The organism is Colwellia sp. MB02u-9, assembly GCF_014077085.1.
GTDB lineage: Bacteria > Pseudomonadota > Gammaproteobacteria > Enterobacterales > Alteromonadaceae > Cognaticolwellia.
Window position 1 is genome coordinate 18,370 of record NZ_JACGVF010000094.1, and the last position, 23,872, is coordinate 42,241.

19 protein-coding genes are annotated in these 23,872 nt (G+C 37.1%); 13 read left to right on the forward strand and 6 right to left on the reverse strand.

Going from position 1 to position 23,872, the window contains the following annotated elements; all coding sequences use genetic code 11:
* Window positions 1-99 precede the first annotated feature (99 nt).
* From H4J65_RS08775 to H4J65_RS08785, 3 genes are all read right to left on the reverse strand, one after another.
* Window positions 100-1,080 (reverse strand): DUF1852 domain-containing protein, encoded by a 981-nt coding sequence (locus tag H4J65_RS08775; protein ID WP_182197633.1) that lies wholly within the window; start codon window positions 1,078-1,080, stop codon window positions 100-102.
* Between the two features lie 613 nt (window positions 1,081-1,693).
* Window positions 1,694-3,853, reverse strand: a complete 2,160-nt coding sequence (locus H4J65_RS08780) for a TonB-dependent siderophore receptor (RefSeq protein WP_182197635.1) — start codon at window positions 3,851-3,853, stop codon at window positions 1,694-1,696.
* Window positions 3,854-4,064: 211 nt separating this feature from the next.
* A complete protein-coding gene (locus H4J65_RS08785; protein ID WP_182197637.1) occupies window positions 4,065-5,276 on the reverse strand; it encodes a PepSY domain-containing protein in 1,212 nt (403 codons plus the stop codon).
* A gap of 892 nt (window positions 5,277-6,168) precedes the next feature.
* On the opposite strand from H4J65_RS08785, the gene trxC reads away from it, so the two are divergent.
* Window positions 6,169-6,615: a thioredoxin TrxC gene (gene trxC / locus H4J65_RS08790; protein WP_182197640.1), complete on the forward strand. Its 447-nt coding sequence runs from the start codon at window positions 6,169-6,171 to the stop codon at window positions 6,613-6,615.
* A gap of 342 nt (window positions 6,616-6,957) precedes the next feature.
* On the opposite strand, the gene H4J65_RS08795 is transcribed toward trxC, so the two are convergent.
* The gene (locus tag H4J65_RS08795) at window positions 6,958-9,087 is read right to left on the reverse strand and encodes a S9 family peptidase (RefSeq protein ID WP_182197642.1); all 2,130 of its coding nucleotides are present in this window, start codon (window positions 9,085-9,087) and stop codon (window positions 6,958-6,960) included.
* Between the two features lie 665 nt (window positions 9,088-9,752).
* Here H4J65_RS08795 and H4J65_RS08800 point away from each other — a divergent pair.
* From H4J65_RS08800 to H4J65_RS08850, 11 genes are all read left to right on the forward strand, one after another.
* Window positions 9,753-9,983: a DUF904 domain-containing protein gene (locus tag H4J65_RS08800; protein ID WP_182135756.1), complete on the forward strand. Its 231-nt coding sequence runs from the start codon at window positions 9,753-9,755 to the stop codon at window positions 9,981-9,983.
* Complete coding sequence (locus H4J65_RS08805; protein WP_182135755.1) at window positions 9,983-10,264, forward strand: cell division protein ZapA; 282 nt, start codon at window positions 9,983-9,985, stop codon at window positions 10,262-10,264. Before H4J65_RS08800 ends, H4J65_RS08805 begins: the two co-directional genes overlap by 1 nt.
* A gap of 147 nt (window positions 10,265-10,411) precedes the next feature.
* A complete protein-coding gene (minC, locus tag H4J65_RS08810; RefSeq protein ID WP_182197645.1) occupies window positions 10,412-11,119 on the forward strand; it encodes a septum site-determining protein MinC in 708 nt (235 codons plus the stop codon).
* Window positions 11,120-11,147: 28 nt separating this feature from the next.
* On the forward strand, window positions 11,148-11,957 hold the full coding sequence (minD, locus tag H4J65_RS08815) for a septum site-determining protein MinD (protein ID WP_182135753.1): 810 nt from the start codon (window positions 11,148-11,150) through the stop codon (window positions 11,955-11,957).
* Between the two features lies 1 nt (window position 11,958).
* Window positions 11,959-12,237: a cell division topological specificity factor MinE gene (gene minE, locus H4J65_RS08820; protein WP_182135752.1), complete on the forward strand. Its 279-nt coding sequence runs from the start codon at window positions 11,959-11,961 to the stop codon at window positions 12,235-12,237.
* A 385-nt stretch (window positions 12,238-12,622) separates the two neighbouring features.
* Window positions 12,623-13,030: a TlpA disulfide reductase family protein gene (locus H4J65_RS08825; RefSeq protein WP_259367568.1), complete on the forward strand. Its 408-nt coding sequence runs from the start codon at window positions 12,623-12,625 to the stop codon at window positions 13,028-13,030.
* A gap of 65 nt (window positions 13,031-13,095) precedes the next feature.
* The gene (locus tag H4J65_RS08830; protein ID WP_182197647.1) at window positions 13,096-14,223 is read left to right on the forward strand and encodes a carboxypeptidase family protein; all 1,128 of its coding nucleotides are present in this window, start codon (window positions 13,096-13,098) and stop codon (window positions 14,221-14,223) included.
* Window positions 14,224-14,489: 266 nt separating this feature from the next.
* Entirely contained in the window at window positions 14,490-15,986 is a 1,497-nt protein-coding gene (locus H4J65_RS08835; protein ID WP_182135749.1) for a sodium:alanine symporter family protein, read from the forward strand.
* A 77-nt stretch (window positions 15,987-16,063) separates the two neighbouring features.
* Window positions 16,064-16,393: a zinc ribbon domain-containing protein gene (locus H4J65_RS08840; RefSeq protein WP_182183549.1), complete on the forward strand. Its 330-nt coding sequence runs from the start codon at window positions 16,064-16,066 to the stop codon at window positions 16,391-16,393.
* Window positions 16,394-16,418: 25 nt separating this feature from the next.
* The gene (locus H4J65_RS08845; protein ID WP_182135747.1) at window positions 16,419-16,703 is read left to right on the forward strand and encodes a YeaC family protein; all 285 of its coding nucleotides are present in this window, start codon (window positions 16,419-16,421) and stop codon (window positions 16,701-16,703) included.
* Window positions 16,700-19,561, forward strand: a complete 2,862-nt coding sequence (locus H4J65_RS08850) for a DUF349 domain-containing protein (RefSeq protein ID WP_182197650.1) — start codon at window positions 16,700-16,702, stop codon at window positions 19,559-19,561. Before H4J65_RS08845 ends, H4J65_RS08850 begins: the two co-directional genes overlap by 4 nt.
* Window positions 19,562-19,933: 372 nt before the next feature.
* Here the strand turns inward: H4J65_RS08850 and ansA are convergent, their stop codons facing one another.
* Window positions 19,934-20,938, reverse strand: a complete 1,005-nt coding sequence (ansA, locus tag H4J65_RS08855) for an asparaginase (RefSeq protein ID WP_182135745.1) — start codon at window positions 20,936-20,938, stop codon at window positions 19,934-19,936.
* Window positions 20,939-21,097: 159 nt separating this feature from the next.
* Window positions 21,098-22,960, reverse strand: a complete 1,863-nt coding sequence (gene sppA / locus H4J65_RS08860) for a signal peptide peptidase SppA (RefSeq protein WP_182197652.1) — start codon at window positions 22,958-22,960, stop codon at window positions 21,098-21,100.
* 352 nt (window positions 22,961-23,312) lie between these two features.
* On the opposite strand from sppA, the gene H4J65_RS08865 reads away from it, so the two are divergent.
* Window positions 23,313-23,861: a nitroreductase family protein gene (locus H4J65_RS08865; protein ID WP_182197654.1), complete on the forward strand. Its 549-nt coding sequence runs from the start codon at window positions 23,313-23,315 to the stop codon at window positions 23,859-23,861.
* Window positions 23,862-23,872 lie beyond the last annotated feature (11 nt).

The window sequence follows — 23,872 nt, forward strand, 5'->3', positions numbered from 1 at the left end:
GTGATGCCGTATGTAGAGTGCTTATTTAATGTTGCTATTGCGTGTAACGTTTAAACGTAACTATTTAATGTAACTACTTAATGTAACTATAAAATCTAGCTATTGAGCATAGTTAGCAGCCCATTGCTCAAGTACCGCTTGGTATGGTTTGATGAAGTTCTCCTCAGCAAACTTTCCTTGCTCGTTACCTAACTTGCTACGTTCTTCTCGGTCATAAACAATTTGAGTTAATGAATGATCCTGATTCTTCAAATTGGGTTGATAGGATTTTCCCGCAGCAGCATTGGCATTATAAATCTCAGGTCGGTAGATTTTTTGAAAGGTGCCCATTGTACTGATGGTACTTATCAGCTCAAGGCTAGTGTAATCATTAAGTAAATCACCAAAAAAATAAAAAGCTAAAGGTGCAACACTGTTTGGCGGCATAAAATAACGTACCTGTAAGCCCATTTTTTTGAAATATTGCTCAGTCAAAGACGATTCATTTGGCTGATATTCTACACCCAATACAGGATGCTGATTTTCAGTTCTACGATAGGTTTTGTTATCTGAAACACTAAGGCATATAACGGGTGTTTTACTAAAATTTTGTTTATAAACCTTTGAATTAACAAAATACTGAAAAAGTTTGCCATGCAGTTCGCCAAAGTTATCTGGAATACTAAATTTGGACTGCCCCTTATTATGAGCTTGTAGCAATACGCTAAAATCATAATCTCGCACATAAGATGAAAAATTATTTCCTATAATGCCTTCAATGCGTTTGTTATTTTTACGATCGACAATATTCGTTTTCAATACTTCAATCGCTGGGAAGCTTTTACCACTGCCTTCAATATCGACATCAACGGAAACTATTTCAAGTTCGACAAAATAACGATCTCCTTTGGGATTATCCCAATGCGCTAAGGCATTAAAACTATTATCGATCATCTTTAAAGCGTTGCGTAAGTTTGCTTGGCGATAGTTTCCTCTGGCCAAATTAGCAAAGTTGGTCGTGATACGCGTATTGTCTGATGGTTGATAATCTTCATCTAGACAAATGCTCTTAATGGTAAATGTAAAGTCTTTGTTTTTCATGATCTGGCATCCAATTTATTTATTTCTATTTCAGGGTTTTACAAGGTTATTTTCTGATATTTATTATCAGTAGTCGCACAGATTTTTTTGATTTGCATCTACTGGTCAAACTAAGAATTAACGGTAATATTGCCTAGAGTTAAGAGTACTGTGTGTTTTATACGTGGTTTGTAATATGAATAAAATTGATTTAATTTCATTGATCTATGAGATATTTGCATGCATTACTTTGATTTACATTTTTTAGAACATTTTGGCGTAAATTACTGATTATTTCGCTATGATAGTGTTATGTCTCAGTCGCCTTATTAAACATTATTAGGTCATTAGTTTTGAGTTGTTCAAAGATTAGCTTAGCTTAATTGAATGTCTGTTTTTCCCGTTTTAATTGGTAGCTCAATTTCACTTGGTGAGTAGTCATTTCAACTACTGTACGCAATCATAAAAGGGACATTCGTTAAAGCAGGGAAAAGGGAGTTGTTAACTGTTAGAGTTATCACGTCATCTATTACAGTTAAAAGGGGAATACCGTTAAGTATTCCCCTTTTAATATCGTCAATATTAGTCGCTAAGTACGATTAATATCATCATTTTCTTAAAAATAGACTCTGTTTTAAAAGTTGTAAGTCAATTGCGCGATAATCGTACGCGGGCTACCTGGGAAATGACCATTGCGTTCACTGAATCCACTGACCGCATATTCTTTGTCAAATAAGTTGTTCACATTAACGCTTAATAAAGCATCATTTATACGAGTTGTCCAACTCATATCGAAAACGGTGAAAGGTTTAACTTTTTGATCGCTTAAACTTATTTGTTCGCTAACATGGTTTAGGCCAAATGCAATTGACGAAGCGATATCGGTTATATCATAACGAGTCCATAAACCTGCTTGGTGACGCGGGGCATTAACAAAGCGGCTGCCATCACCAAATGAATTGGTAATGGTGTCGCCACTAATACCTTTAATAACTTTGGTATCGTTATAAGCGTAGTTGGCCGTAATAGTCCAGTTATCGGCTAAATCACCTACTAAGGTGGTTTCAAAGCCATTACTTTCAACTTCACCAATATTTAAAAGCTCAACAACATTATTATCACCCGTGAAGTCAGGGTTCGACATCACAACATTTTCTTTATTGATTTTATATATGGCAAATGTGCTTAACATTTTTCCGTCAAACCATTCTTTTTTCAAACCAATTTCAACTTGTTTACCACTTTCAGGCGTTAAACTGCCTTCTTCAGCAACCGTTTCTTGTTCTGATGAAGATGCAGGATTAAAGCTTTCAGAGTAGTTAACATATAAAGAGGTGGCTGAATTTGCTAAATACGTGACGGCTAAACGGGGTGTAACGCCACTGTCTTGATAAGAATAATCACTTTCTTGGTTATATTCTTCAAAACTGTCATAACGTAGACCGGCAATAACGGTCCATTTATCGTTAATTTTCACTACGTCTTGTACATAAATACCGTATCTATCTGAATTTACACCATCACGGTTTTGATCTGTTAATGAGTAAGTATTGGGATCCGTGATGCCATAATTTAAATCAAATATATTTAGATTAGCAACGCCGTCAGCTTCATAACGCGCTCTTAGGTAGTCATATTCGGTGTCTACGGTATGATAATCAGCGCCAAATAAAAATTGATGTTCAAAATTACTCGTTTCAAATTCATAAACAAAGTCAGAAGTTAAACTAATTTCTTCATTCGCTCGGTACTGTTTACGGTATTCTCGTTTAATGATCTGATCGTTTATATCGGCAACGCCATCGCCATTAGCATCGATCCACTCACGTGACTCGTGATAGGCTTGATCTCGTTTATTATCTAAATAACGTAAGCTGGTATTTACTGTAAAGTTGTCAGTGAAATAATGGCTTAACTCGGCCTGTATGACCAAGGCTTCCATATTTTGATAATCAACTTTTTCATTCGCATTGTATGAAGGGTCTACCAGAAAATTACCATTGTCATCTACAGGCACACCGCGTAGACGGTTACCGCCTAAGTCTTGTTTAATAAAATCAACAGTGGTCGTTAAGCTAGTGTCTGGTGATATGTTATATAAAATACCTGTTGCCAATTCAATGTTTTGTGCGTCGGCGTTGTTACGAAAGCTATTTTTTTGTTCATAAAAACCACCTAACCGGTAGGCGACATCTTCTGTTAGCCCGCCGGTCATATCAAGAGAAGCACCTTGAGTTGCAAAATTACCTAGGGTGAGCTTTAATTGTTTCTCATTGTTAAAACTGGGTTTTTTAGTGACATAATTAATCATGCCTCCTGGTTCTCCACCACCATATAAAGCTGAAGCAGGGCCTTTTAATATTTCAACTCTTTCAACGTTAAATAGTTGTGGCACACCAAAACCCGAATAAGGGTCGCCTCTTACACCATCATAAAAAACGTTGGAGTCATCACGAAATCCCCTAAAGGTTACACCGGAATAACTGTATTCACTAACACCTGCAATTGAACGATATAAGTCAGTAATATCTCTTGCTGCTTGGTCAATAATAAGTTGTTCTGTTAATATTTGAGCCGATTGCGGTAGTTCTAATAACGATAAATTAACCTTGCTACCTACCTTTGTTTCTTTTGCTAAATAAAACTGTTCGGCACGGCCGATCACTTCGATCACTTCCGTAGTGGTCTTTTCTGTAACTACAATGTCAGTTGACTGCTCATTTGCAAATGAAAATTGAGAGCAGCATAAAGTCGATAAAAGGATATTTTTAGATAAAAAATTAAGTTTAAACATACAAGATAATTTGTGAGATTTATTAGATCGTAATGATAACAGTTATCATTACGATCTAGAATGATTAGTTCATTTGTATCTTGTAAAAGTTTGTAACTAGCGATTATGCTTTGACTATTTGCTACAGGGTAGATGCAAAAGGCTTCAGTAAAGGTTATCAGTATACATTTTTAAAATAGCCTGAATAAAGTCGGAAGAGCGCAATTTCGATTTAGAGTAATAATTTAGATAATGTAGTGTTTGAAAAAGTAAGTAACGCGAGCGTCAGCGCAGCAGCAATGAGCATTAAAGATAACCATTTCCAATGACCTGTACCGTGCCATGATTTTTTCCATACTTTTTTCGCGATATTTAACTCGCCACGCTTTGACTTATATTGCCGTAGACCATAAAGATAAGTACCTGAAATGGCTAATGCACACAAAGTAGCGCCAAATGAGAAGTACAATATTTTAGTGTAGATACCACCAAAAATGCCAAAATGTAGCGGATCAGCGGCCTCAGATATTCTGACATGTAAAGATTGTTTATCTGCCATTCGACGTGATAAATAGTTGCCAGTTAGGCCATCAAAAATAACATTATTGGCTCTATTTCTCACTAATAGCGTATCATTTTGACCTTCAACGATAATTGTTTGTGCCTTTATACTGGGTAGTACAATACGTTTAATGGTTAAATCATGATACTGACCAACACTGTTTATCACTTTTTCAAAGACACTCGTTGTGGTGCTAACAACAAGTTTATTAACGCTATTTTCAGGTGTTTTTTGTTCAGGAAAATTAGCTCTGCCACCCCATACTTCAATTAAATACCATATGCCGGTTATACAAACAGTCAATAATAACCAACTGGACCATAAACCAAAAAGTCGATGGCAGTCATTCCAAAACGTTTTACTGTTATTTGTTCTCGGTTTTTTAAAAAAGCCTTTCCACCATTTAGGAATGATAAAAAATCCTGAGATCAGTGAAAAAAACAGCACTAACCCAACAATACAAACAATGGTAATACCATAAGTCGTTGGCAGCATTAAGTGTCGATGTGACATTCTAAAAAATCTTTGCCAATTAAGCCAACGGCCTTCACCTTGATAGTCACCGGTTACAGGGTGGTAAAATTGACGATATCGTTCGCCATTATTGTCCAAGCGCAGCACTTCAACCGCAAACCAATCATCAATAGGGGCGTTAATGCTAACTATCTGTGTGGCGTTTTGTTGGTTGGCGGCCCGATAAATTTTAGGCCAGTTGATATCTACAGAAGAAACTGATGGAAGAACTCGTTGACTGCTATTAGCAAGCCAGTCAATTTCATGCGATATAACAGCAAAAGTGCCTGTTATTAAAATAAAACAGCTTAATATTGCTAGTTTGATACCTACAAGGCTATGCCAGGTAGACCATTGTTTTTTATTCATAACTGCTTTAAAAATGAACTTGTATAAGAGAAAAATACTTATAAAATATATGCTTTATAATTAGCCAGATAACTAAAACACATTAATTATGTTTAACGGTTTACTCGAGGTATTATCTAAAAATTAGCTATATATTTAGATATTTACCTATGAGAAATCGAGAAAGTTAATGCCTTTATTACCAGTAGTATTGTTATATCATCGGAAGAGTCAGTCGTAAATATCGCTTCATATGATGTTTGGTAAACATGGTATTGCAAATGGGAATCATTTGCAATACCGATATTAATGGAAACCATTAAATGTCCAATTATTCGTTAAGATATGTATTCAGTTATCGATAATACGAGTGGAAATATTATTTTAAATGAAGATAGTTCATCGACTAATTTATTAGGGAAGAGGCACCCAGCTTTAGCCAATTATCAAGTCTGCCATCATAACTATTCATCATAGCCTCGGTATCTATGTTTTAAAAAAATTTAAAACATATTTTTTATCATGGGGTTGTGATGTGTGAGGCTTTGTCTCAAATACTATTTTCAATGTGGTTAGGCTATAAGTTCACAAAGCTCGAAAGTTATTTTAGTTCGGCTAGATGTTAATCTGCTCTGGTGATACACCACAACAGCCACTTACAATCGATCCGGCAGCGTTAATCCAAGAGAATACAAATTCACGGTATTTTTGGGGAGAAATCTCGTCTCTAATAACATGCTTGTGAGCATAATCCTTATTAAATGGGCGTGTTATTCCGGCAAAATTGATTAATAGCCCTTGTCCACTTGAATTAAAAGCTACAGAAACCCATATTAATAAATATTTTAATAGCGGCTTATCTTTTCTAAATAAATTCTAAACAAGTTTTAAACGACTTCTACGGAGATCTACTATGTCTGATTCACTTATTCAAATAGTTTGCGCAAGTTGCAGTACAAAAAATCGCTTAGCTAAAGACAAGCTCAATAATAAACCTGTTTGTGGCAAGTGTGGAAAATTGGTGCTTTCCACTAAACCCGTTGTAGGTAGCGATAAAAACTTTAGCCGTTTTGTTACAGACAATGGTTTACCTGTGGTCGTCGACTTCTGGGCTGAATGGTGTGGACCATGTAAACAGTTTGCCCCTACCTTTGAACAAGTTGCCGGTGAAATGTTTGCTCAGGCTTGTTTTGTGAAGTTAGATACAGAACATAATCAAAATACCGCAGGCGGTTATAATATTCGTTCGATTCCTACTTTAATGATATTTCATCATGGTAAAGAAATCGCGCGTATGTCAGGGGCTTTACCGAAAGCACAATTTACCCAATGGCTGGCTCAAAACTTACCTGCTGTTTGAATATCTGACATTTAGCGTTAAGAAGTTAAATAAGCTTATTAAGGGCAACTGCTAAGGTAAAATGTTAAGGGACGTGATGACAGATTCACTTGCTATATTGCCTTTTTCTACTGAAATATTGTCGGTGGACAGCCAGTAGTCGTTGGGTCGAACTCGCTTGATAAAAAACGTTTGTTTTGTGCTAGTTGTGATCATGCATTGGGCAGGGGGTATTGTTATTCACAAGTGAGAAAATCCCACTTATGAATAACAAGGTCAACGACTTACTTTATTAACTCTACCTTGCTAACTCTACTCTGATATTTTTAATCAGGTAACTTCACTTAGTTAACGTTATTCTCCTTAAATCTCATTACTAGCTTCTGGTAGTAATGAGATAAAAAAGCTCATCTCTAAGGCGCTTTCTTTTAAACGCTTAAAACGTCCTGATGCACCGCCATGGCCCGCGTCCATATCTGTTTTAAAGAGCAATAAGTTATCATCTGTTTTAAACTCTCGCAGTTTTGCTACCCACTTCATGGGTTCAAAGTACTGTACTTGTGAGTCATGTAAGCCGGTGGTTACCAGTATATTGGGGTAGTGTTGCGCGCTGATATTATCAATAGGCGAATAAGCTAAAATATCCTGGTAGGCTTGTGCTTCGTTTGGATTACCCCATTCGTCATATTCATTGGTGGTTAGCGGTATGGTTTCATCGAGCATAGTCGTTAACACGTCTAAAAATGGTACATGGGCGCCAATGCCTAAATACAATTCAGGTGCTTGGTTTGCTATAGCGCCCATTAATAAGCCGCCGGCGCTGCCGCCTGAGGCAAATATTTTATCTTTAGCACCATAACCTTGTGTCACCAATGCTTGGGTAACGTCAATAAAGTCATTAAAGGTATTTTGTTTATGTGACATTTTACCGGTTTCGTACCATGCTCTTCCTAGCATCTCTGAGCCACGAACATGGGCGATAACGTACACAAAACCTCGGTCGAGTAAGCTTAAGGTTTGACTAGAAAAATTAGGACCTATTGTAATACCATATGCACCATAACCGTATTGCAGCAGCGGGTTAGTGCCATCTTTTTTAAAGCTAGTGCTACGATATACAAGCGATACGGGTACTTGTGTGCCATCACGTGCGCTAATAAATAAGCGCTCTGATTGGTAATCTGCTTTGTTAAAGTCGCCTAATACTTTTTGCTGTTTAATCAGCTTTCGCTCACCAGTGGCTAAGTCAAAATCATATAAAGAGCCGGGGGTTGTTAAACTTGAATAATAGAGTCTTGCAGTGGTACTTTCTGGCTCAGGGTTATCACCTAAGCAAGAAAAATAGCAGGGGTCGTCAAACGACAGGGGATATTGATGACCTGCATTTTCACCCTGTGTGGTGTGAACTATAAAACGAATTTGGCCATTTTCTCGTTCGGTAACCACAATAAAGTGATGAAATAATTCAATGCCTTCTAACAGCACATTTTCTCTATGTGGAATAACTTCTTGCCAGTTATTGATATCATTAACTTGATCAACCGCCACCTTCATTAATCTAAAGTTTTTCGCCTGGTAGTTAGTGACAATGTAAAAGTGTTCGGCCATTTTATCAGCGTGGTATTCGTGTTGTTCTTGATATGGAAACAGCTCAACAAACTTGCCATCAGGCTCGTCAGCACTTAGCGCTAAACAATGTGTTGATTCAGTGGCGTGTAAACAAATATAAATTTGACTGTCATCTCTGCTCTTATCTAAACTCATGTAAAAGCTGTGATCTTTTTCTTCATAAACCAGCACATCATCAGATTGTGCCGTGCCTAATTTGTGACGATAAACTTGCGTACCTAACAAGGTTTCTAGATCTTTTTTGACATAGAATATGGTTTGATTGTCGTTAGCCCAAACCACTTCGCCTTCAGTTTCGACGATAATATCGGTTAAATAAATATCGTCTGAGTCGACAGCTTGGTTTAAGTCTTTAAAGATAATGGTGTAAATACGGCGGCTGTCCGTGTCTTCAGAGATTGACATTAATTGATCATTAGGACTTATCGAAACATCGCCTAAATCATAAAACTCATGGTCTTTGGCGCGTTCATTAACATCTAATAACAGGGTTTTGTTTTCACCAGCAAAGCTAGTTGCTCGATAAAAATTTGAAAACTCTTGCTCACCACTAATTTCGCTGTGATACCAATACTTACCGTCTTTTGCTGGCACGGTATTATCGTCTTTTACCACTCGGGCTTTAAGCTCTTGAAAAAGTAATTCCTGTAAAGGTTTTTGCTCGGTTAACATAGTATCAGCATAAGCATTTTCATCATTGAGGTGCGCCAATACCTCTTCGTCAATGCGCTGGTCATCACGCATCCAATAATAATTATCCACCCGTTGATGATGGTGAATGTTCATTTCATGTGGAATTTTTTTGGCTATTGGCGCGGAAACTGTTTTGTTTGAACTAGCTGATATAAATGAAGATGTTGGCACTAAGTGCTCCTATTTAAAATATATTGTATAGAGTTTCGCTTGAAAATTTGATTGATTATAAGATCTTTACTAATGGTATTTAGCCATTTTTCTGGATGAAAAAGTAGCACACTTAATTAATCACATGTATTTAATTCAATAAAAAACTTAATGAACAAGTCTATCGAGCTTTTATACATAAGATTAGTTAACTGTTTGAATAAGGTTTAATGTCGCTTTAAATTTTTAAGTCGCCTTAAAATCAGCATCTAGCGGTCAATTATAGCAAAGCTGTTAATCGTAAGGTTAGCGGTTTTATATAAAATTCAGTTAAAAGAGTGGTTAGTGTCTTTTTTCCAAAAGCGTTCAAATATTTATTCTACCGCCAAATTGAATAGAAAACGTTTAGCACACACCAAGACGTAAAATATAGACTGAGTCTTAAGAAAATTTTGCCATTGATTGCGCTAGTTAATATCATGCAGAGTAATGCGTTGGAACAATCGTGATTATTACTGCTTAATTTTACGCCTAACTGTATGTTTTTTAGTCGCAATTACCTGTTCACCTTCGCTGTTGATAATTGTTACATAAATTAAGCCAATAATTGCGCTAAAAAGTAGCATTTTGTCTCACTTTAGATTAAGTTTGCCGCCTTTATTTACTACAGTTAACCAGAGCGCCTTATGATAGAAAATACTCTTCCTCAACTCGAACAACTGATTGAACAGATCATTGCAAAAAATAACCTATTAAAAAGCCAAGTGGCAGAATTAGAGTTACAAAAATCAGTGCTAGTCGATGAAAACGAAATGTTACAACTAGAAGCACTTGAAGGTGAAGAAAAACAAAAGCAAACAAATAGCGTATTAACCAGCCTTTTAGGTAAGTTACAAAGTGTAGAAGAGCTTAGTTAATGTTGGTTGAAGACTCCAAAAAGATCAGCATTGAAATTATGGGCAAGCAACACCAGTTTTTTTGTCCGGCTGAACAAGTAGAGGATTTAAAGCAAGCGGCGAGTAATCTTGCTGCTATGTGTGATGACATTAAGAAACAAAAAGGTACGGCGAGCAGTGAGCGTGCTTTATTGGTGGCATCAGTTAATTTAAGTTATTCACTACTCATGGCAAATAATAAAATTAAGCTGTCTCAACACGAGCAAGAGGCTTTGATTTTAAAGCTGAAAAGTGCGTTATAGTACTTTAATTTTCCAGCATTACTGCTATCTATTGGTAAGATAACAGTAATACTGGCTATTTTATGTCAAGTTGCATTATGTTTAGTTGCATTTATCAGATAAATTGCATCCAAATACATTGAGTTTTTAGTTAGGAGCACCTTCATTATGGCTGATGCAAGCATTGAATTTAAAGGGTCAAGCTTTACCCTTTCTGTTTTACATTTAAGAACGTCAAAATTAGCCGATATTCGTGCTGATTTAATAAAGAAAGTTGCTCAAGCTCCCGATTTTTTTTACCTAGTACCTGTTGTGGTCAATATCGAAAAACTTGTAGGCGGCATTGAATATCAAGCGATAAAAACATTAATCGAAGAATTCAATTTTACTTTTGTTGGTTTTACTGGTGATATAGCGACAGAGCAACGCAAACTTATTCGTGAACTTGGTTTTTCTTTTGTTAATACCACAAAAGTGAGTACCGCAAAACAAACGGCTATTGCACAAGAAAGTGTGACAAAAATAGCCGCTAGTGCTGAATGTCATCTATACACTGACAAAGTCCACCGAGGCCAAGTTCGCTCTGGTCAGCAACTTTATGCTAAAAATCAAAATTTAGTGGTTATTGGCTCAGTTTCAGCCGGTGCTGAAGTGATTGCCGATGGTAATATTCATGTTTATGGTTCGTTACGTGGTCGAGCAATTGCTGGCGCAAAAGGTCATCATAAAGCGCAAATATATTGCCAAAATCTTGAAGCTGAATTGGTCTCCATTAATGGTAACTATTGGCTCAGTGAGTCAATGCAGCAACATTGGGGCTCACCAGCATTTATACACTTGACTGACAGTGAATTAACGTCATCAAAACTTATTTAATTTCTAACTTATAAAGGATATTCGTTCTATGGCACGCATAATAGTAGTTACATCAGGCAAAGGTGGTGTGGGTAAAACAACATCAAGTGCTGCCATTGGTATTGGTTTAGCATTAAAAGGTCATAAAGTTGTTTTAATTGATTTTGATATTGGTTTACGAAATCTTGACTTAATTATGGGCTGTGAACGTCGCGTTGTTTATGATTTTGTTAATGTTATTAACGGTGAAGCGACCTTAAACCAGGCACTTATTAAAGATAAACGCGTTAGTAGCTTATCTATATTACCGGCTTCACAAACGCGCGACAAAGATGCATTAACTAAAGAAAACGTTGGTAAAGTATTGGAAGAGTTGGCAAAAACTTTTGATTATATTATCTGTGATTCGCCTGCAGGCATTGAAGCCGGCGCGATGATGGCGCTTTATTATGCGGATGAAGCTATAGTAACGACCAACCCTGAAGTTTCATCAGTACGTGATTCTGACCGCATTTTAGGTATGCTAGCCAGTCGCTCACGCAGAGCAGAACTTGGTTTAGAACCAATAAAAGAGCATTTATTATTGACACGTTACTCTCCTAAACGCGTGGAAGAAGGTGAAATGCTCAGTGTTGAAGACGTTGTAGATATTCTCTCAATACCCTTGTTAGGCGTTATTCCAGAATCACAAGCTGTACTTAAAGCATCGAATTCCGGCGAGCCAGTAATTTTAGATATTGAAAGTGATGCAGGGAAAGCGTATCAGGATGTTATAGACCGTTTATTAGGTGAGACGGTTGAATTTAGATTTTTAGTTGCCGAGAAAAAAGGCATTTTCAGTCGTATGTTTGGAGGATAACATGGCACTATTAGATTACTTTTTACAGAAAAAAGAAAAACAGGTAACCACAGCTTTTAAAGCTAAAGAGCGCTTGCAGATTATTGTTGCGCACGAGCGAACTAGTCGAAATAAACAGCCTGATTACTTACCGCAACTCACTGAGGATATTCTTAACGTTTTGCGTAAATATATTAAAGTATCAGATGAAAGTTTTTCAATAAATCTTGATAAAAAAGAGGGTAATTTAAATGTCTTAGAACTTAACATTGAATTACACGATGAAAAGACTACAGACTAAAGGTTATTATTTTTTTGGTTCCACCGCTTAGCAAATGATTATCAGTGTATTAATCGGCTAGTAGTTTAAAAACAGCAGATAGATAACGATAAAAACTATAAACGACAATGCACTATGGTGATCATAACGTAGCGTTCTGTTTGGTAAAAGTTATCATACAGGCGCTAAATCAGGTGGTGAATCTGTTTTTTGATCTGAAAATCTCAAGTGTTACCTGCAGTCAGTCATATTTTAATGATTAAGATGAACAAAAAAATAACTAAACCGGTCTTAACTATTATGATGTGAATTTTTGGAAGTTACTCTTTTGTTGCGTAGTTTATTAATACAGGTACTGGTTTTTTTATTCATTTTTAATGCTATCTCGATGTTGCGAGAAACGAGCATGCTGTCTACTAGTGCCGATGTTGTGCCTGTTAAACATCAACTAAAGACGCTGATGCATAATGATATAAGGCTACAAGCTAAGGGTAAAAAGACCATTGTTTATTTTTTTGCACCTTGGTGTCCGGTATGTAATTTTAGTATTGATAATTTGCAAAGTGTTTATCAAAAAAATCCTGAAATAGATGTCATCGCTGTCGCGTTAGATTTTGTTGATCTTGATGAAGTTAAAAAATTTACTAATAATCATCAATTAACCTTTCCGGTTGCTTTAGGTAATGAGTCAGTAAAAGCTGATTTTCAAGTGCAGGGTTATCCAAGTTATTATGTGTTAAATGGAGAAAATACCATCATTGGTCGCTCTCTAGGCTATTCTTCTGAAATTGGTCTGTATTTAAGGAGTCTTTAGTCTTCTGATCTTTTACCGGTTTGTGTACACTAAGGCCATCAAAACAATCATGAGCAAAAGGCCTTATGCAAATTTCTGCAAACTTTGACTCGGGTAATATCGATGTTATCTCAGCAAAAGACCCAAGTAATATTCAACTAGCCATTAAAAAAGATAATCAATCAGCATTCTACCAATGGTTTCACTTCAAACTTCATAATACCGAACATGTTGAACATGTCATGCATTTAACTAATGCAGGTAAGTCGGCTTATGTCGACGGTTGGAAAGATTATCAAGCGGTTGCATCTTATGACCGCCAACATTGGTTTCGTGTACCAACAGAATTTGATGGTGAAAATCTTACTATTACTTTCACACCAGAATATGACGCGACTTATTTTGCCTACTTTGCACCTTACAGTTATGAACGTCATCAAGACTTAATTCACAGTGCACAATTAGATATTGATTGTCAGTTACAGGTATTGGGGCAAACACTCGATGGCCGTGATATGTCGGTCCTAAAAGTGGGTGAAGAGGGTGCAGGTAAAAAAGTTATTTGGATAACTGCACGTCAGCATCCGGGTGAATCTATGGCCGAATGGTTTATGGAAGGCTTTATTGATCGCTTATTAGATGAAGACGATGGGGTTGCGCGGTCATTGTTAAACAGTGCGGTATTTTATTTAGTCCCCAACATGAATCCTGACGGCTCAGCTCGTGGTCATCTGCGTACCAATGCTAAAGGTGTTAACTTAAATCGTGAATGGCAAACACCCACGATGGAAAATAGTCCTGAGGTGTATCTTGTGCGTGAAAAAATGCTTGCGACAGGCGTAGATATGCATTTAGATATTCATGGTGATGAAGCTTTACCTTTTAATTTTGTTGCCGGTAGTGAAGGTGTTCCTTCATATAACGAGCGTATTAAAGGCCTTGAAGACAAATTCAAAAATGTGCTTTTAGCTATAACGCCAGAGTTTCAAGATGACAAAGGTTACGATAAAGACGAGCCTGGCCAAGCTAACTTAACGGTGGCGGCGAATTGGGTGGGTGAACAATTTAAATGTTTAGCCTACACTGTTGAAATGCCATTTAAAGACAACAATTTATTACCCGACTACAGTGTCGGTTGGTCAGATGAGCGCAGTAGTTTATTTGGTCGCGACTTTTTAACCGCCATTTACCACGTGGTGGATGACTTACGTTAGTTGTTAGTCATAACATAGAGTTATAACTGTGCCACATTTAAGTGTAACTTCAGCAGTAAACTAGGTAAGCCGATTAAAGCTTGATTTGAGGATAAGGGTTATGCCCTTATCCTGTATTGCATAGGTTTTGTGTGTTAGACAAAAGCTAAGTGCATACATACGGCGTAATCTTGCTTCCCTAGTTTAGCTGGCTAAAGGCGAGTGGTTCGGGTATATATTACAACGCAAAATAACTTTAAAAAAATAATAATTATCAGGAGTCTAGGATGCAAGAAATTGTTAATAACATTAATGGCTATATTTGGAGCCCATATTTAATTTATCTTTGTTTGGGAACGGGTGTTTTCTTCTCTATTTTAACGCGTTTTGTACAAATACGTCATTTCCGTGAAATGTTCCGTTTATTACTTTCAGGTAAAAGCTCAGAAAAAGGCATCTCCTCATTTCAAGCACTTGCTGTTTCGTTATCGGGTCGTGTGGGTACGGGTAATATTGCCGGTGTTGCTGCGGCTATCGGTTTTGGTGGCCCCGGTGCTGTATTTTGGATGTGGGTGGTAGCATTTTTAGGTGCGGCGACTGCTTATATTGAATCAACCAATGCACAAATATACAAAGAAGAAGAAGATGGGCAATACCGTGGTGGTCCAGCGTATTATATAGAAAAAGCGTTAGGTCAAAAATGGTATGCGTGGATCTTTGCTTTAGCAACAATTCTAGCTTGTGGTGTACTTTTACCGGTTGTGCAATCAAATGGTATTGGCGATGCTATGGTCAATGTTTTTGGTAGTGGCGGCACAGTTAACTCTTTCATGGGTGAGTTACCTTTGACGAAAGTTTATAGTGCGGTATTTATTGTTTTATTACTCGGTTTTATTATTTTTGGTGGCGTTAAACGCATCGCCAACTTTACCCAAGTTGTCGTCCCTTTTATGGCGTTAGCGTACATTATAATTGCCTGTTCAATTATTGCTTTGCATATTGATCAACTACCCAGTATTTTTATGTTGATTATCACTGATGCATTCACTCCTATGGCAGGCTTTGGTGCGGCGATTGGTTGGGGCGTAAAACGTGGAGTTTATTCCAATGAAGCCGGTCAAGGTACTGGCCCTCATGCTGCTGCGGCGGCTGAAGTTGATCATCCCGCCCAACAAGGCTTAGTTCAAGCGTTCTCTGTTTATATTGATACACTATTTGTTTGTTCTGCAACGGCATTTATGATTTTAATCACTAATTCGTATAATGTTATGCCTGAAGGGTCAACAAGCTTTATTGTTAACAATTTAGCCAATGATGTGGTTATTAATGGTCCTGCCTTTACACAAATTGCCGTGGATAGCGTATTAACCGGATTTGGTAAACCGTTTATTGCAATAGCTTTATTTTTCTTTGCCTTTACGACTGTACTGGCTTATTACTTTATTGCAGAAAATAACGTTTCTTACATCAATAAAACCATCAAAATGCCGATACTTAGATTTGTCCTTAAATTGGTACTTATGTCAGCTGTGTTTTACGGTACAGTGGCAAAACCAAGTGCTGCTTGGGGATTAGGCGACATTGGTGTTGGTTTAATGGCTTGGTTGAATATTGTCGGTATTATTGCCATTTTCTTTATGGCTAAACCGGCGATTAAAGCCTTAAGAGATTATGAACGACAGCAAAAAGCCGGTGTTAAAACTTACACTTTTGACCCAAAAAGCCTAGAAATTAAAAATGCTGACTTCTGGGAAAAGCGTTTAGAAGAACAAAATAAAAAATAAATGTTATTTAGTGTAAAAAAACGCCCGCAAGGGCGTTTTTTTTAGGTAAAATAAAGTATCGAAAAAGAGGTGTAAATATGGCTGTTATAAATTGCCCAAAATGTAAGAAGAAAATTTCCGATAAAGCAAAAACGTGCGAGCATTGTCAGTTAGATTTAACCGTGTTGGACGCAGATAAAATAGCGAGTTTAAAGCGTGTAAGTATCGTGGCAAAATCGCAACAATTGATGAATCATTCTTTTATCGCCATGTTGTTATTTTGTGGTGGTTTCTTATTTCTTTATTCGCAAGATGCTCAACCGGGTACTTGGCAATATGTTGTGTCTATCGCCAGTGCAGTTTTAGGCTTTATTCTATATCTTATCACCCGAGTCAGACTTATATTAATCAAGCGTAACCGATCATAATCAACATTACCTAAAAGAGAAATTCATGGATATAATTCAGTTAGTCGACAATATGTCAGAAGAAATGTATTTGCGTTTAAAGTGTGCCGCCGAAACCGGTAAATGGCCAGAAGGGACTCAGGTTGATAAAGAGCAGCAATTAAGCGCAGTACAAATTACTATGGCTTATCAATCCAAGCATCTAAACTCAGATCAAACGCTGTCTATTGGCCCTAAAGGTGAGATGATCATTAAAACAAAACATGAACTGCGTGCAGATTTCCCGTCAGCGTTAGATAGCAACGATATTGCTAGGTTTTCAAATCTATGATTTTCTCTAAATTTTTAAAAAAGAAATGGCAACATAAAGACAGTGTAGTGCGTGTTGAAGCGATTAATAGTAGTTTATCAGTTGATGATCCCGCGCAACGAGACATTATCATAGCGTTGGTCAAAAACGACGACAATGAAAATGTTCGACGTGCAGGCTTGATAAAGCTTGCTAGCTTTCAATCTTGGTTAACTCATAGCCAAGAAAATACCATGGCGAAAGTAAAGCAATATGCTAGCGACAAAGTAGCCGCTATTTTAATGGATCAAGATGCCATTAAAGTTTCTCAGCAAGAAAAACTCAGTTACATTGCTGAGCACAAGCAATATGGCTTGTATGAAAACTGGTTGAAAACTACCGAAGATGCTGATTTGATCATTGCGTTATTTGAAAAGCTCGCCAATAAAACGCAAGTGAACGAGCAAAGCAATAAGTTAGCATTAAAGCCTCAGTTATTACTTAACCTCTTCACTCAAAAGCAAAATGTACAGGTTCAACAATACATCATTGAAAAAGTCGCTGACTTAGATACTTTAGAAAAGCTAAAGAAAAAATCACAGCAGGCTGAGATCACACAGCAGTTGATTGAAAAAATCACTCAAATGCAGTTTGCTATTGAACAACCGATAGCATTACGCAAAAAAGTAAATTTAGTCTTAGCTAAGCTCCAAGCACTTAAAGATCAATACGCGTACCAAGACTATCTTAATAAACGTGAACTGTTAACTAATGAATGGCAGGTATTAGCTAGTGAGTTTAGTTGTTTTGACGCCGCTGAAATAACCACTTTTAAAGATAAAAAAATAGCCATCTTAGCGCAACTCGATAAATTGTTTATCGCTAAAGCTGAGCAACATGTGCAAGCTGAAATTATTCGTCAGCTTAATGAAAAAAAACAGCAAGCGCGTATGCACTTTGATAAAACACTAGCGGTTATTGATCAAACGTTAACCACCAGTATTTTTGAAAATGATAAAATTGAAGAGCAACAATATCAAACGCTATTTGACAAATTAACCAGCGAAATTATTGTTTCAGTGTTAGCTAAAAATGAACAGAACGAATTTATTGCTAAAATCTGTCAACAACAAAAAAAGTTACAGCAATTACCTGAAATTGCCAAATCAGTCAGTGAGGCAACGCATTTAATTTCAAAAATTTCACAGTTAGCTCTACCAACAACAGCTGAAGAAATGGATGAACGACTGCCGGTTTATCAAACATGGTTAAGCGATTGGAAACATGCTGAGAAAAACGCCTCAGGTGCTTTACCAGATTCAATTAAAATTGCGGCCAATGAAATTCAGCAGCACTGGCGCCAAGCATTAAAACCTTTGCAACAAGCACAAAAACAAGCGTTTTCTATAACACAGAAAAAACTCCACGATGTTAGACGATTAATCTCTGCTGGCAAGTACAATGCAGCATTTGGTGTTTTCAAAAAGGCTAAGCAATTATTTAATGCTTTAGCTGAACAGCAACAACACCGTATTCAAAAAGATTATGATTCACTCAGTGAAAAAATTGCCGAGTTAGCTGATTGGGAACGCTACATTGCCACACCACGTAAGCAACAACTATTAGCTGACATTAAAGCGATTGTTGAAACGCCACTTGATAATCCCAACGAACAGGCAGAGAAGGTTAAGCAATATCGTAAGATTTGGAATAGTTTAGGTCATGCTGATGACGATGCAGAAAAAAGTTTAAATAATGAATTTAATCAACTATGCGAAACAGCGTTCACCCCTTGTCGCTTATTTTTTGCCGAGCAAGAAAAGTTAAGAGCGCAGCACTTGATCACTCGCGAATCATTTGTCGAACAGGCAAAATTACTTCACCAGCAAGTAATCGGTGATAAAAACACTAACGATGAGAGTTCGACGGTTGATTATAAAACCTTAGAAGTAGCATTAAACCAACTGATAAAACAATGGCAAAGTGCCGGCCAGGTTGATCGAGATGTTTATCAAAATATTAATAACCAATTTAATCTCACGTTACAGCCAATAAAATCTGCAATTAAAGCCTTTCACCAAGAAAATCAAGTCTTAAAGCAGCAACTCATTACTGAGGCTGAAAAATTATTGGCGACAGTAGATGTTGTGACCGCAGTTACGCAAGTTAAAGCCTTGCAAACACAATGGCGCAACACGGGCTATGCCGGACCTAAAGTAGAAAATAAACTTTGGCAAAATTTTAGAAAAATCAATGATGATATTTTTGCTAAACGTGCAGAACAAAATGTTTTGGAAAAATCAGCTACCTCAGCTAGGGCCTCAGAACTAGAAGGTGCTTTAAAAACACTTGAAGAAAAATTTGCTCAAGTAACACAATTAAACGATCTGCAAATGTTTGAGCAAGCGTTGCAAGTGTTAAATAAAGATGTTGCGCAACAAAAGCCAAAAATGTTGAATCTCGAAAAACAAATTAGCGCTAAAGAAAAAACTCTTGCTAAGAGAATTGTTGATTGTAAACTTGCTGATGAAAAACGCCAATGGGGTTACTTATTTTTGACCCTTGAAGAAAGTATCAGTAATGAAGAAAGTTTTACTGAGCATAAAGAATATTTACAACTAACCGCTTCTTGGCAGAAAAAGTTAAAAGAATTAGCAAACAACACCACACATTTTAATAGAGAAGATGCGACGTTAGAGCTTGAAATTTTATCAGGTAATCCTTCGCCAAGTAACTTACAACAACAGCGCATGACAGTGCAGGTCAGTTTAATGCAAGCGCAAATGTCGTCAGGTACAGCTATTGATTTACCCGCTAAGTTTTCTCAGTGGTTAATGTTAGGAAAGTTGACTCAACAAGACCTTGGGTTACTAGAAAGAATAAAACCAATTTTTCAATAAGATAGTTTTATAGTTCGACTACAAAAAATCAGCAATTTATTGCTGATTTTTTGCTTTTTGTGTCACACAGTAATGTTATTAGGTTATGAAGTTTGCTGTTTAAAGGCTTAGAGAGAAAATGACTCTGTTAGCTAACATTGCTTTGACGGGGAATAATATAGCGTTTGGTATTTTTGCTAATAACAGTTTAATTGCATTTGATTTTTTGGACTGAAGTGCCACTTTAATCCATCAAGCGTTAAGCGGGGGATGAATAGGAGGGCGAAAAAGTATGTGCAGCCTAATAATACTTTTTCGCGTAGCATTGCCCCGACAACAATTAACGATAACAGAGCCGATTTTTTATCCTTGAGAGTTAATCGCTGCCAGTGATTAACTTAATTCGCCGCGTAAACTCACTTCCAATAATTGGCAAATTTTTTCTTGGCTGTACCCTTTACTCAACAAGTAATGCAACTTAGTTAATGTCGCTTCTAAAGTCATATCATGACCACTAATAACGCCTATTTCACTCAAGGCATTACCGGTTGCATAGCCTTTCATATTGACTGTGCCTTTAATACACTGACTACAATTAACAATAACAATTCCATCGTCATTGGCTTGCTTTAAACAATCTAACATCGCCTGATTTTGTGGCGCATTACCGACACCATAACTACGAATTATTAACGCTTTTACCGGTTGTTTAATGATATTTTTAATCAGCTCTACTGATATACCAGGATATAAATGTACAACACCAATAGGTTGAGGCGTAATTTGCGCTAATGTTAAAGGTTGAGATACTGGCGTGGAAATTTTCCCTTCAATTAACTTAATGTTAATACCCGCTTCTAGCAAAGGGGGTAAGTTTGGCGAATCAAAGGCATTAAAGCCATCGGCATAAGCTTTGATACTGCGATTACCTCGAAAAAGCCTATTATTAAAATATAGGCCTACTTCATTAATAGGAAAGTTAGCGGCAATATATAATGAATTTAGTAGGTTTTCTTGTCCGTCTGAACGTAATTGGCTAAAGGGTATTTGCGAGCCCGTAACAATGACAGGTTTCCCTAAATTTTCCAACATAAATGAAAGCGCAGAACTTGTGTAAGCCATGGTGTCTGTGCCATGCAATACGACAAAACCGTCATATTCATCATAATTTTTTTTGATATCATCAGCAATATGTTGCCAATCTGAGGGTGACATATTTGATGAGTCAATCAATGGGTCATATTCATTAATGGTAAATTCTGGCATTTCTTCACGATGAAAATCAGGCGCTTTCATTATCGCGTCGGTTAAATGCTGCTTCTGTGGAATGTAACCATTTTCGCTCGGCTTCATACCAATGGTACCACCAGTATAAGCGATATATATGCGTTTTCTCATAGCTTAAGTCTTAATATAGAAATTGGCATAAATAAATAGTGCCAACAAAGTGATGAAATTGCTCGAGATTGTAACACAAAGCACGCAGGTAAAACGGCTAGCTAGCGATAAAAAAGCCCCGAGAATTCGAGGCTTATATAGCTTGATTAAGTTAAATAATTATTCAACTTCACAGGCAAGGCAAAAGGAATAAATACCTTGCGGATCATTTAATTGTGCTAGTTGCTTAAGTTCAAGTGACAATGTGTTAATAAGACTAGTGAGCTTATTTTCACTGTAATGACTATCTGCTGGCGGGCCAAAAAATATTGACGCTTGCCCAAGCAAACTTTGTAAGAACAGCGCACGGGGGCTTTTTTCTTTTTCAATTAAAAGCCTATCGTAATCTTCTAAATTTGCTAGCTGGGCTGCTGCTTCAATAGCGTTATCAAGATTACCCAAGGCATCAACTAAACCCAGTTCTAACGCTTTTGATCCCGACCATACGCGGCCTTGAGCGATAGCATCAACTTGCGCTGTTGTCATATTTCTATTATTTGCCACCAACTCAACAAAGTCGCGATAACCCCGTTCGATATTTAATTGTATAATATTAGCCATACCTGGGGTTAACTCACGTGTGATGCCAAAACCAGCAATATCTGTGGTGCCAACACCATCGGTATAAACACCTAATTTACTTAAGGTTTTTTCAAAGGTCATAAAAAAGCCAAATATGCCAATTGAGCCAGTAATAGTCGTAGGTGATGCATAAATTTTATCAGCCGGGGCAGATATCCAATAACCCCCTGAAGCGGCATAAGTTCCCATTGAAGCCACCACAGGTTTACCGGACGCTTTTAATAATTCGACTTCTTGGCGAATTATTTCTGAAGCGTATGCACTACCACCTGGGCTGTCAACACGAAGTACCACAGCTTTAACATTGTCATTGTCACGGGCTTGGCGTAATAAAGCGGCGGTACTTGTGCCACCAATGGTACCGGGTTTTTGGTTACCTGTTAAAATTGTGCCTTTGGCTACGATAACGGCAACCTTATTAGTGCTGATACTTTCCATTGAACTGTATGAGTTGATCAGCGTTAAATAATCATCAAATGCTATGTTTTTATAACCTTTATCGCCGTTACTGCCAACCACATTGATCAAATCTTGCTTCATCTGTTCTCGTGTTTTTAAGGCATCAACCCAATTGTTGGCTAACGCATACTCGGCAATGTTGCCATTAGCTGCTTTTAGCTTGGTGACTAACACATCAATGTTTTCATCAAAATTACTGACTGCAAAGTTGCGCTGTTGGGCAACATCAATTTTATATTGCTGCCACAGATCGGTTAACCACAATTGGTTAGCTTCTTTAGCTGCAGCTGACATACTGTCGCGAATATAAGGTTCAACCGCAGACTTATAAGTGCCAACGCGAAAAATATGCTGGCTAATAGAAAGCTTTTCCAAAGCAGATTTAAAGTAAAGTTGATAACGTCCATAACCGTCTAATAACATCCAACCTTTGGGGTTAAGCCAAATATCATCGGCATAACTGGCCAAGTAATACTGGTCTTGGCTGTATTGTTCACCAATAGCGATTATTTTTTTACCCTGACTTTTAAATTCTGTTAAGGCTTTGGCTATATCACTTAGTTTGGTAATACCAGAGCCTTGCATATTTTCTAGATCTAGCACCATCATACTAATACGGTCATCAGTTGTTGCTTGTTTAATGACAGATAATATATCAGTTAACAGCACTTCAGCGGCGGTATTAGGTTGTTCAAGTGCTTCGCTAATAAAAGCGTCCATTGGGTCAATATCATGTTTTTGCTCAACAATATCACCACGTATATTTAATATCAGCGCTGATCCTGGTTCAACGGTAATATTTTTTTCATCGCGGGTAATAGCAATAATAAAAATCAATAGCAGAGTAAAAAACACTAAATTAATAATGATTTTTCGTGAGGTATTGAGCAAACTAAATAGCCCTAAGGTTATTCTTGCTATCGTACTCTTCTTTTCTTTCATAAAACGCTGTCTATAGTTTGCTTTAGTATTAGATAGCTATATGCTACTGAAAATTGTCTCGCTTAAGTAGTCGTTAATGTAAATATTTTTGTTTTTTAGATAATTGAAAGAAATTTTGGCTGATTACGTTCTACTGTACATATATCGCCGATCCGATTTATAAGCTATTTCGTATATAAATTATAATAAAGTATTAACTTGTATTATTTTAATAACAAATTAATGCTAATGTATAAGATAACAAGGAGATAGCGTTTAAATGCACTAACAAGGTACTTAACTTGGTTGCCGTATTGAACAACCTATTAGTCATTAAACCCTAAAGAACGAAACAACAGGAATCTACAGTTTTATGAACGTTTTGGAATTTTTACATACTCGTCAGTCTAATCCTTATTTACATGGAAATAGTCCTGATGAGCACGCCATTAGTAATATTCTTAAGGCGGGCATGCGCGTCCCTGACCATGCCGGCTTAACACCATGGCGCTTCACCATTGTTAAAGATGATGGTCTGACAAAGCTCAGTAAAGCGTTCAAATCAGCGGCTATCAGTGACGGCGGTGATGAACTTAAAGTAGAAAAAGCAGCTAAAATGCCTTTTCGTGCGCCTTTAATTATTGTGATTAGTACTAAGTTTCATCAACACGTTAAAGTGCCAAAACAAGAACAGTTAATAGCGGCAGGGTGTACAGTGCATGCAATGCAGATGGCAGCCACCACATTAGATCTAGGTGCTGTGTGGCGCACGGGTGAAATGAGTTACCATCCTTTAGTCAAAGAGCGTTTAAACATTGAGCTACATGAGGAAATTGTTGGTTTTCTCTATATCGGCGAAAAGTCGAAAGAATTACCAGTAAAAAAAGCTAGAGATTTCGACGATTACGTTAGCTATTTTTAATTATGCTTGTT

What these genes read in the sequence shown, in the direction of transcription:
- H4J65_RS08775 (WP_182197633.1), bottom strand. Translation starts at nt 1,080, where the DNA reads ATGAAAAACAAAGACTTTACATTTACCATTAAGAGCATTTGTCTAGAT.
- H4J65_RS08780 (WP_182197635.1), bottom strand. Translation starts at nt 3,853, where the DNA reads ATGTTTAAACTTAATTTTTTATCTAAAAATATCCTTTTATCGACTTTA.
- H4J65_RS08785 (WP_182197637.1), bottom strand. Translation starts at nt 5,276, where the DNA reads ATGAATAAAAAACAATGGTCTACCTGGCATAGCCTTGTAGGTATCAAA.
- trxC (WP_182197640.1), top strand. Translation starts at nt 6,169, where the DNA reads ATGTCTGATTCACTTATTCAAATAGTTTGCGCAAGTTGCAGTACAAAA.
- H4J65_RS08800 (WP_182135756.1), top strand. Translation starts at nt 9,753, where the DNA reads ATGATAGAAAATACTCTTCCTCAACTCGAACAACTGATTGAACAGATC.
- H4J65_RS08805 (WP_182135755.1), top strand. Translation starts at nt 9,983, where the DNA reads ATGTTGGTTGAAGACTCCAAAAAGATCAGCATTGAAATTATGGGCAAG.
- minC (WP_182197645.1), top strand. Translation starts at nt 10,412, where the DNA reads ATGGCTGATGCAAGCATTGAATTTAAAGGGTCAAGCTTTACCCTTTCT.
- minD (WP_182135753.1), top strand. Translation starts at nt 11,148, where the DNA reads ATGGCACGCATAATAGTAGTTACATCAGGCAAAGGTGGTGTGGGTAAA.
- minE (WP_182135752.1), top strand. Translation starts at nt 11,959, where the DNA reads ATGGCACTATTAGATTACTTTTTACAGAAAAAAGAAAAACAGGTAACC.
- H4J65_RS08825 (WP_259367568.1), top strand. Translation starts at nt 12,623, where the DNA reads ATGCTGTCTACTAGTGCCGATGTTGTGCCTGTTAAACATCAACTAAAG.
- H4J65_RS08830 (WP_182197647.1), top strand. Translation starts at nt 13,096, where the DNA reads ATGCAAATTTCTGCAAACTTTGACTCGGGTAATATCGATGTTATCTCA.
- H4J65_RS08835 (WP_182135749.1), top strand. Translation starts at nt 14,490, where the DNA reads ATGCAAGAAATTGTTAATAACATTAATGGCTATATTTGGAGCCCATAT.
- H4J65_RS08840 (WP_182183549.1), top strand. Translation starts at nt 16,064, where the DNA reads ATGGCTGTTATAAATTGCCCAAAATGTAAGAAGAAAATTTCCGATAAA.
- H4J65_RS08845 (WP_182135747.1), top strand. Translation starts at nt 16,419, where the DNA reads ATGGATATAATTCAGTTAGTCGACAATATGTCAGAAGAAATGTATTTG.
- H4J65_RS08850 (WP_182197650.1), top strand. Translation starts at nt 16,700, where the DNA reads ATGATTTTCTCTAAATTTTTAAAAAAGAAATGGCAACATAAAGACAGT.
- ansA (WP_182135745.1), bottom strand. Translation starts at nt 20,938, where the DNA reads ATGAGAAAACGCATATATATCGCTTATACTGGTGGTACCATTGGTATG.
- sppA (WP_182197652.1), bottom strand. Translation starts at nt 22,960, where the DNA reads ATGAAAGAAAAGAAGAGTACGATAGCAAGAATAACCTTAGGGCTATTT.
- H4J65_RS08865 (WP_182197654.1), top strand. Translation starts at nt 23,313, where the DNA reads ATGAACGTTTTGGAATTTTTACATACTCGTCAGTCTAATCCTTATTTA.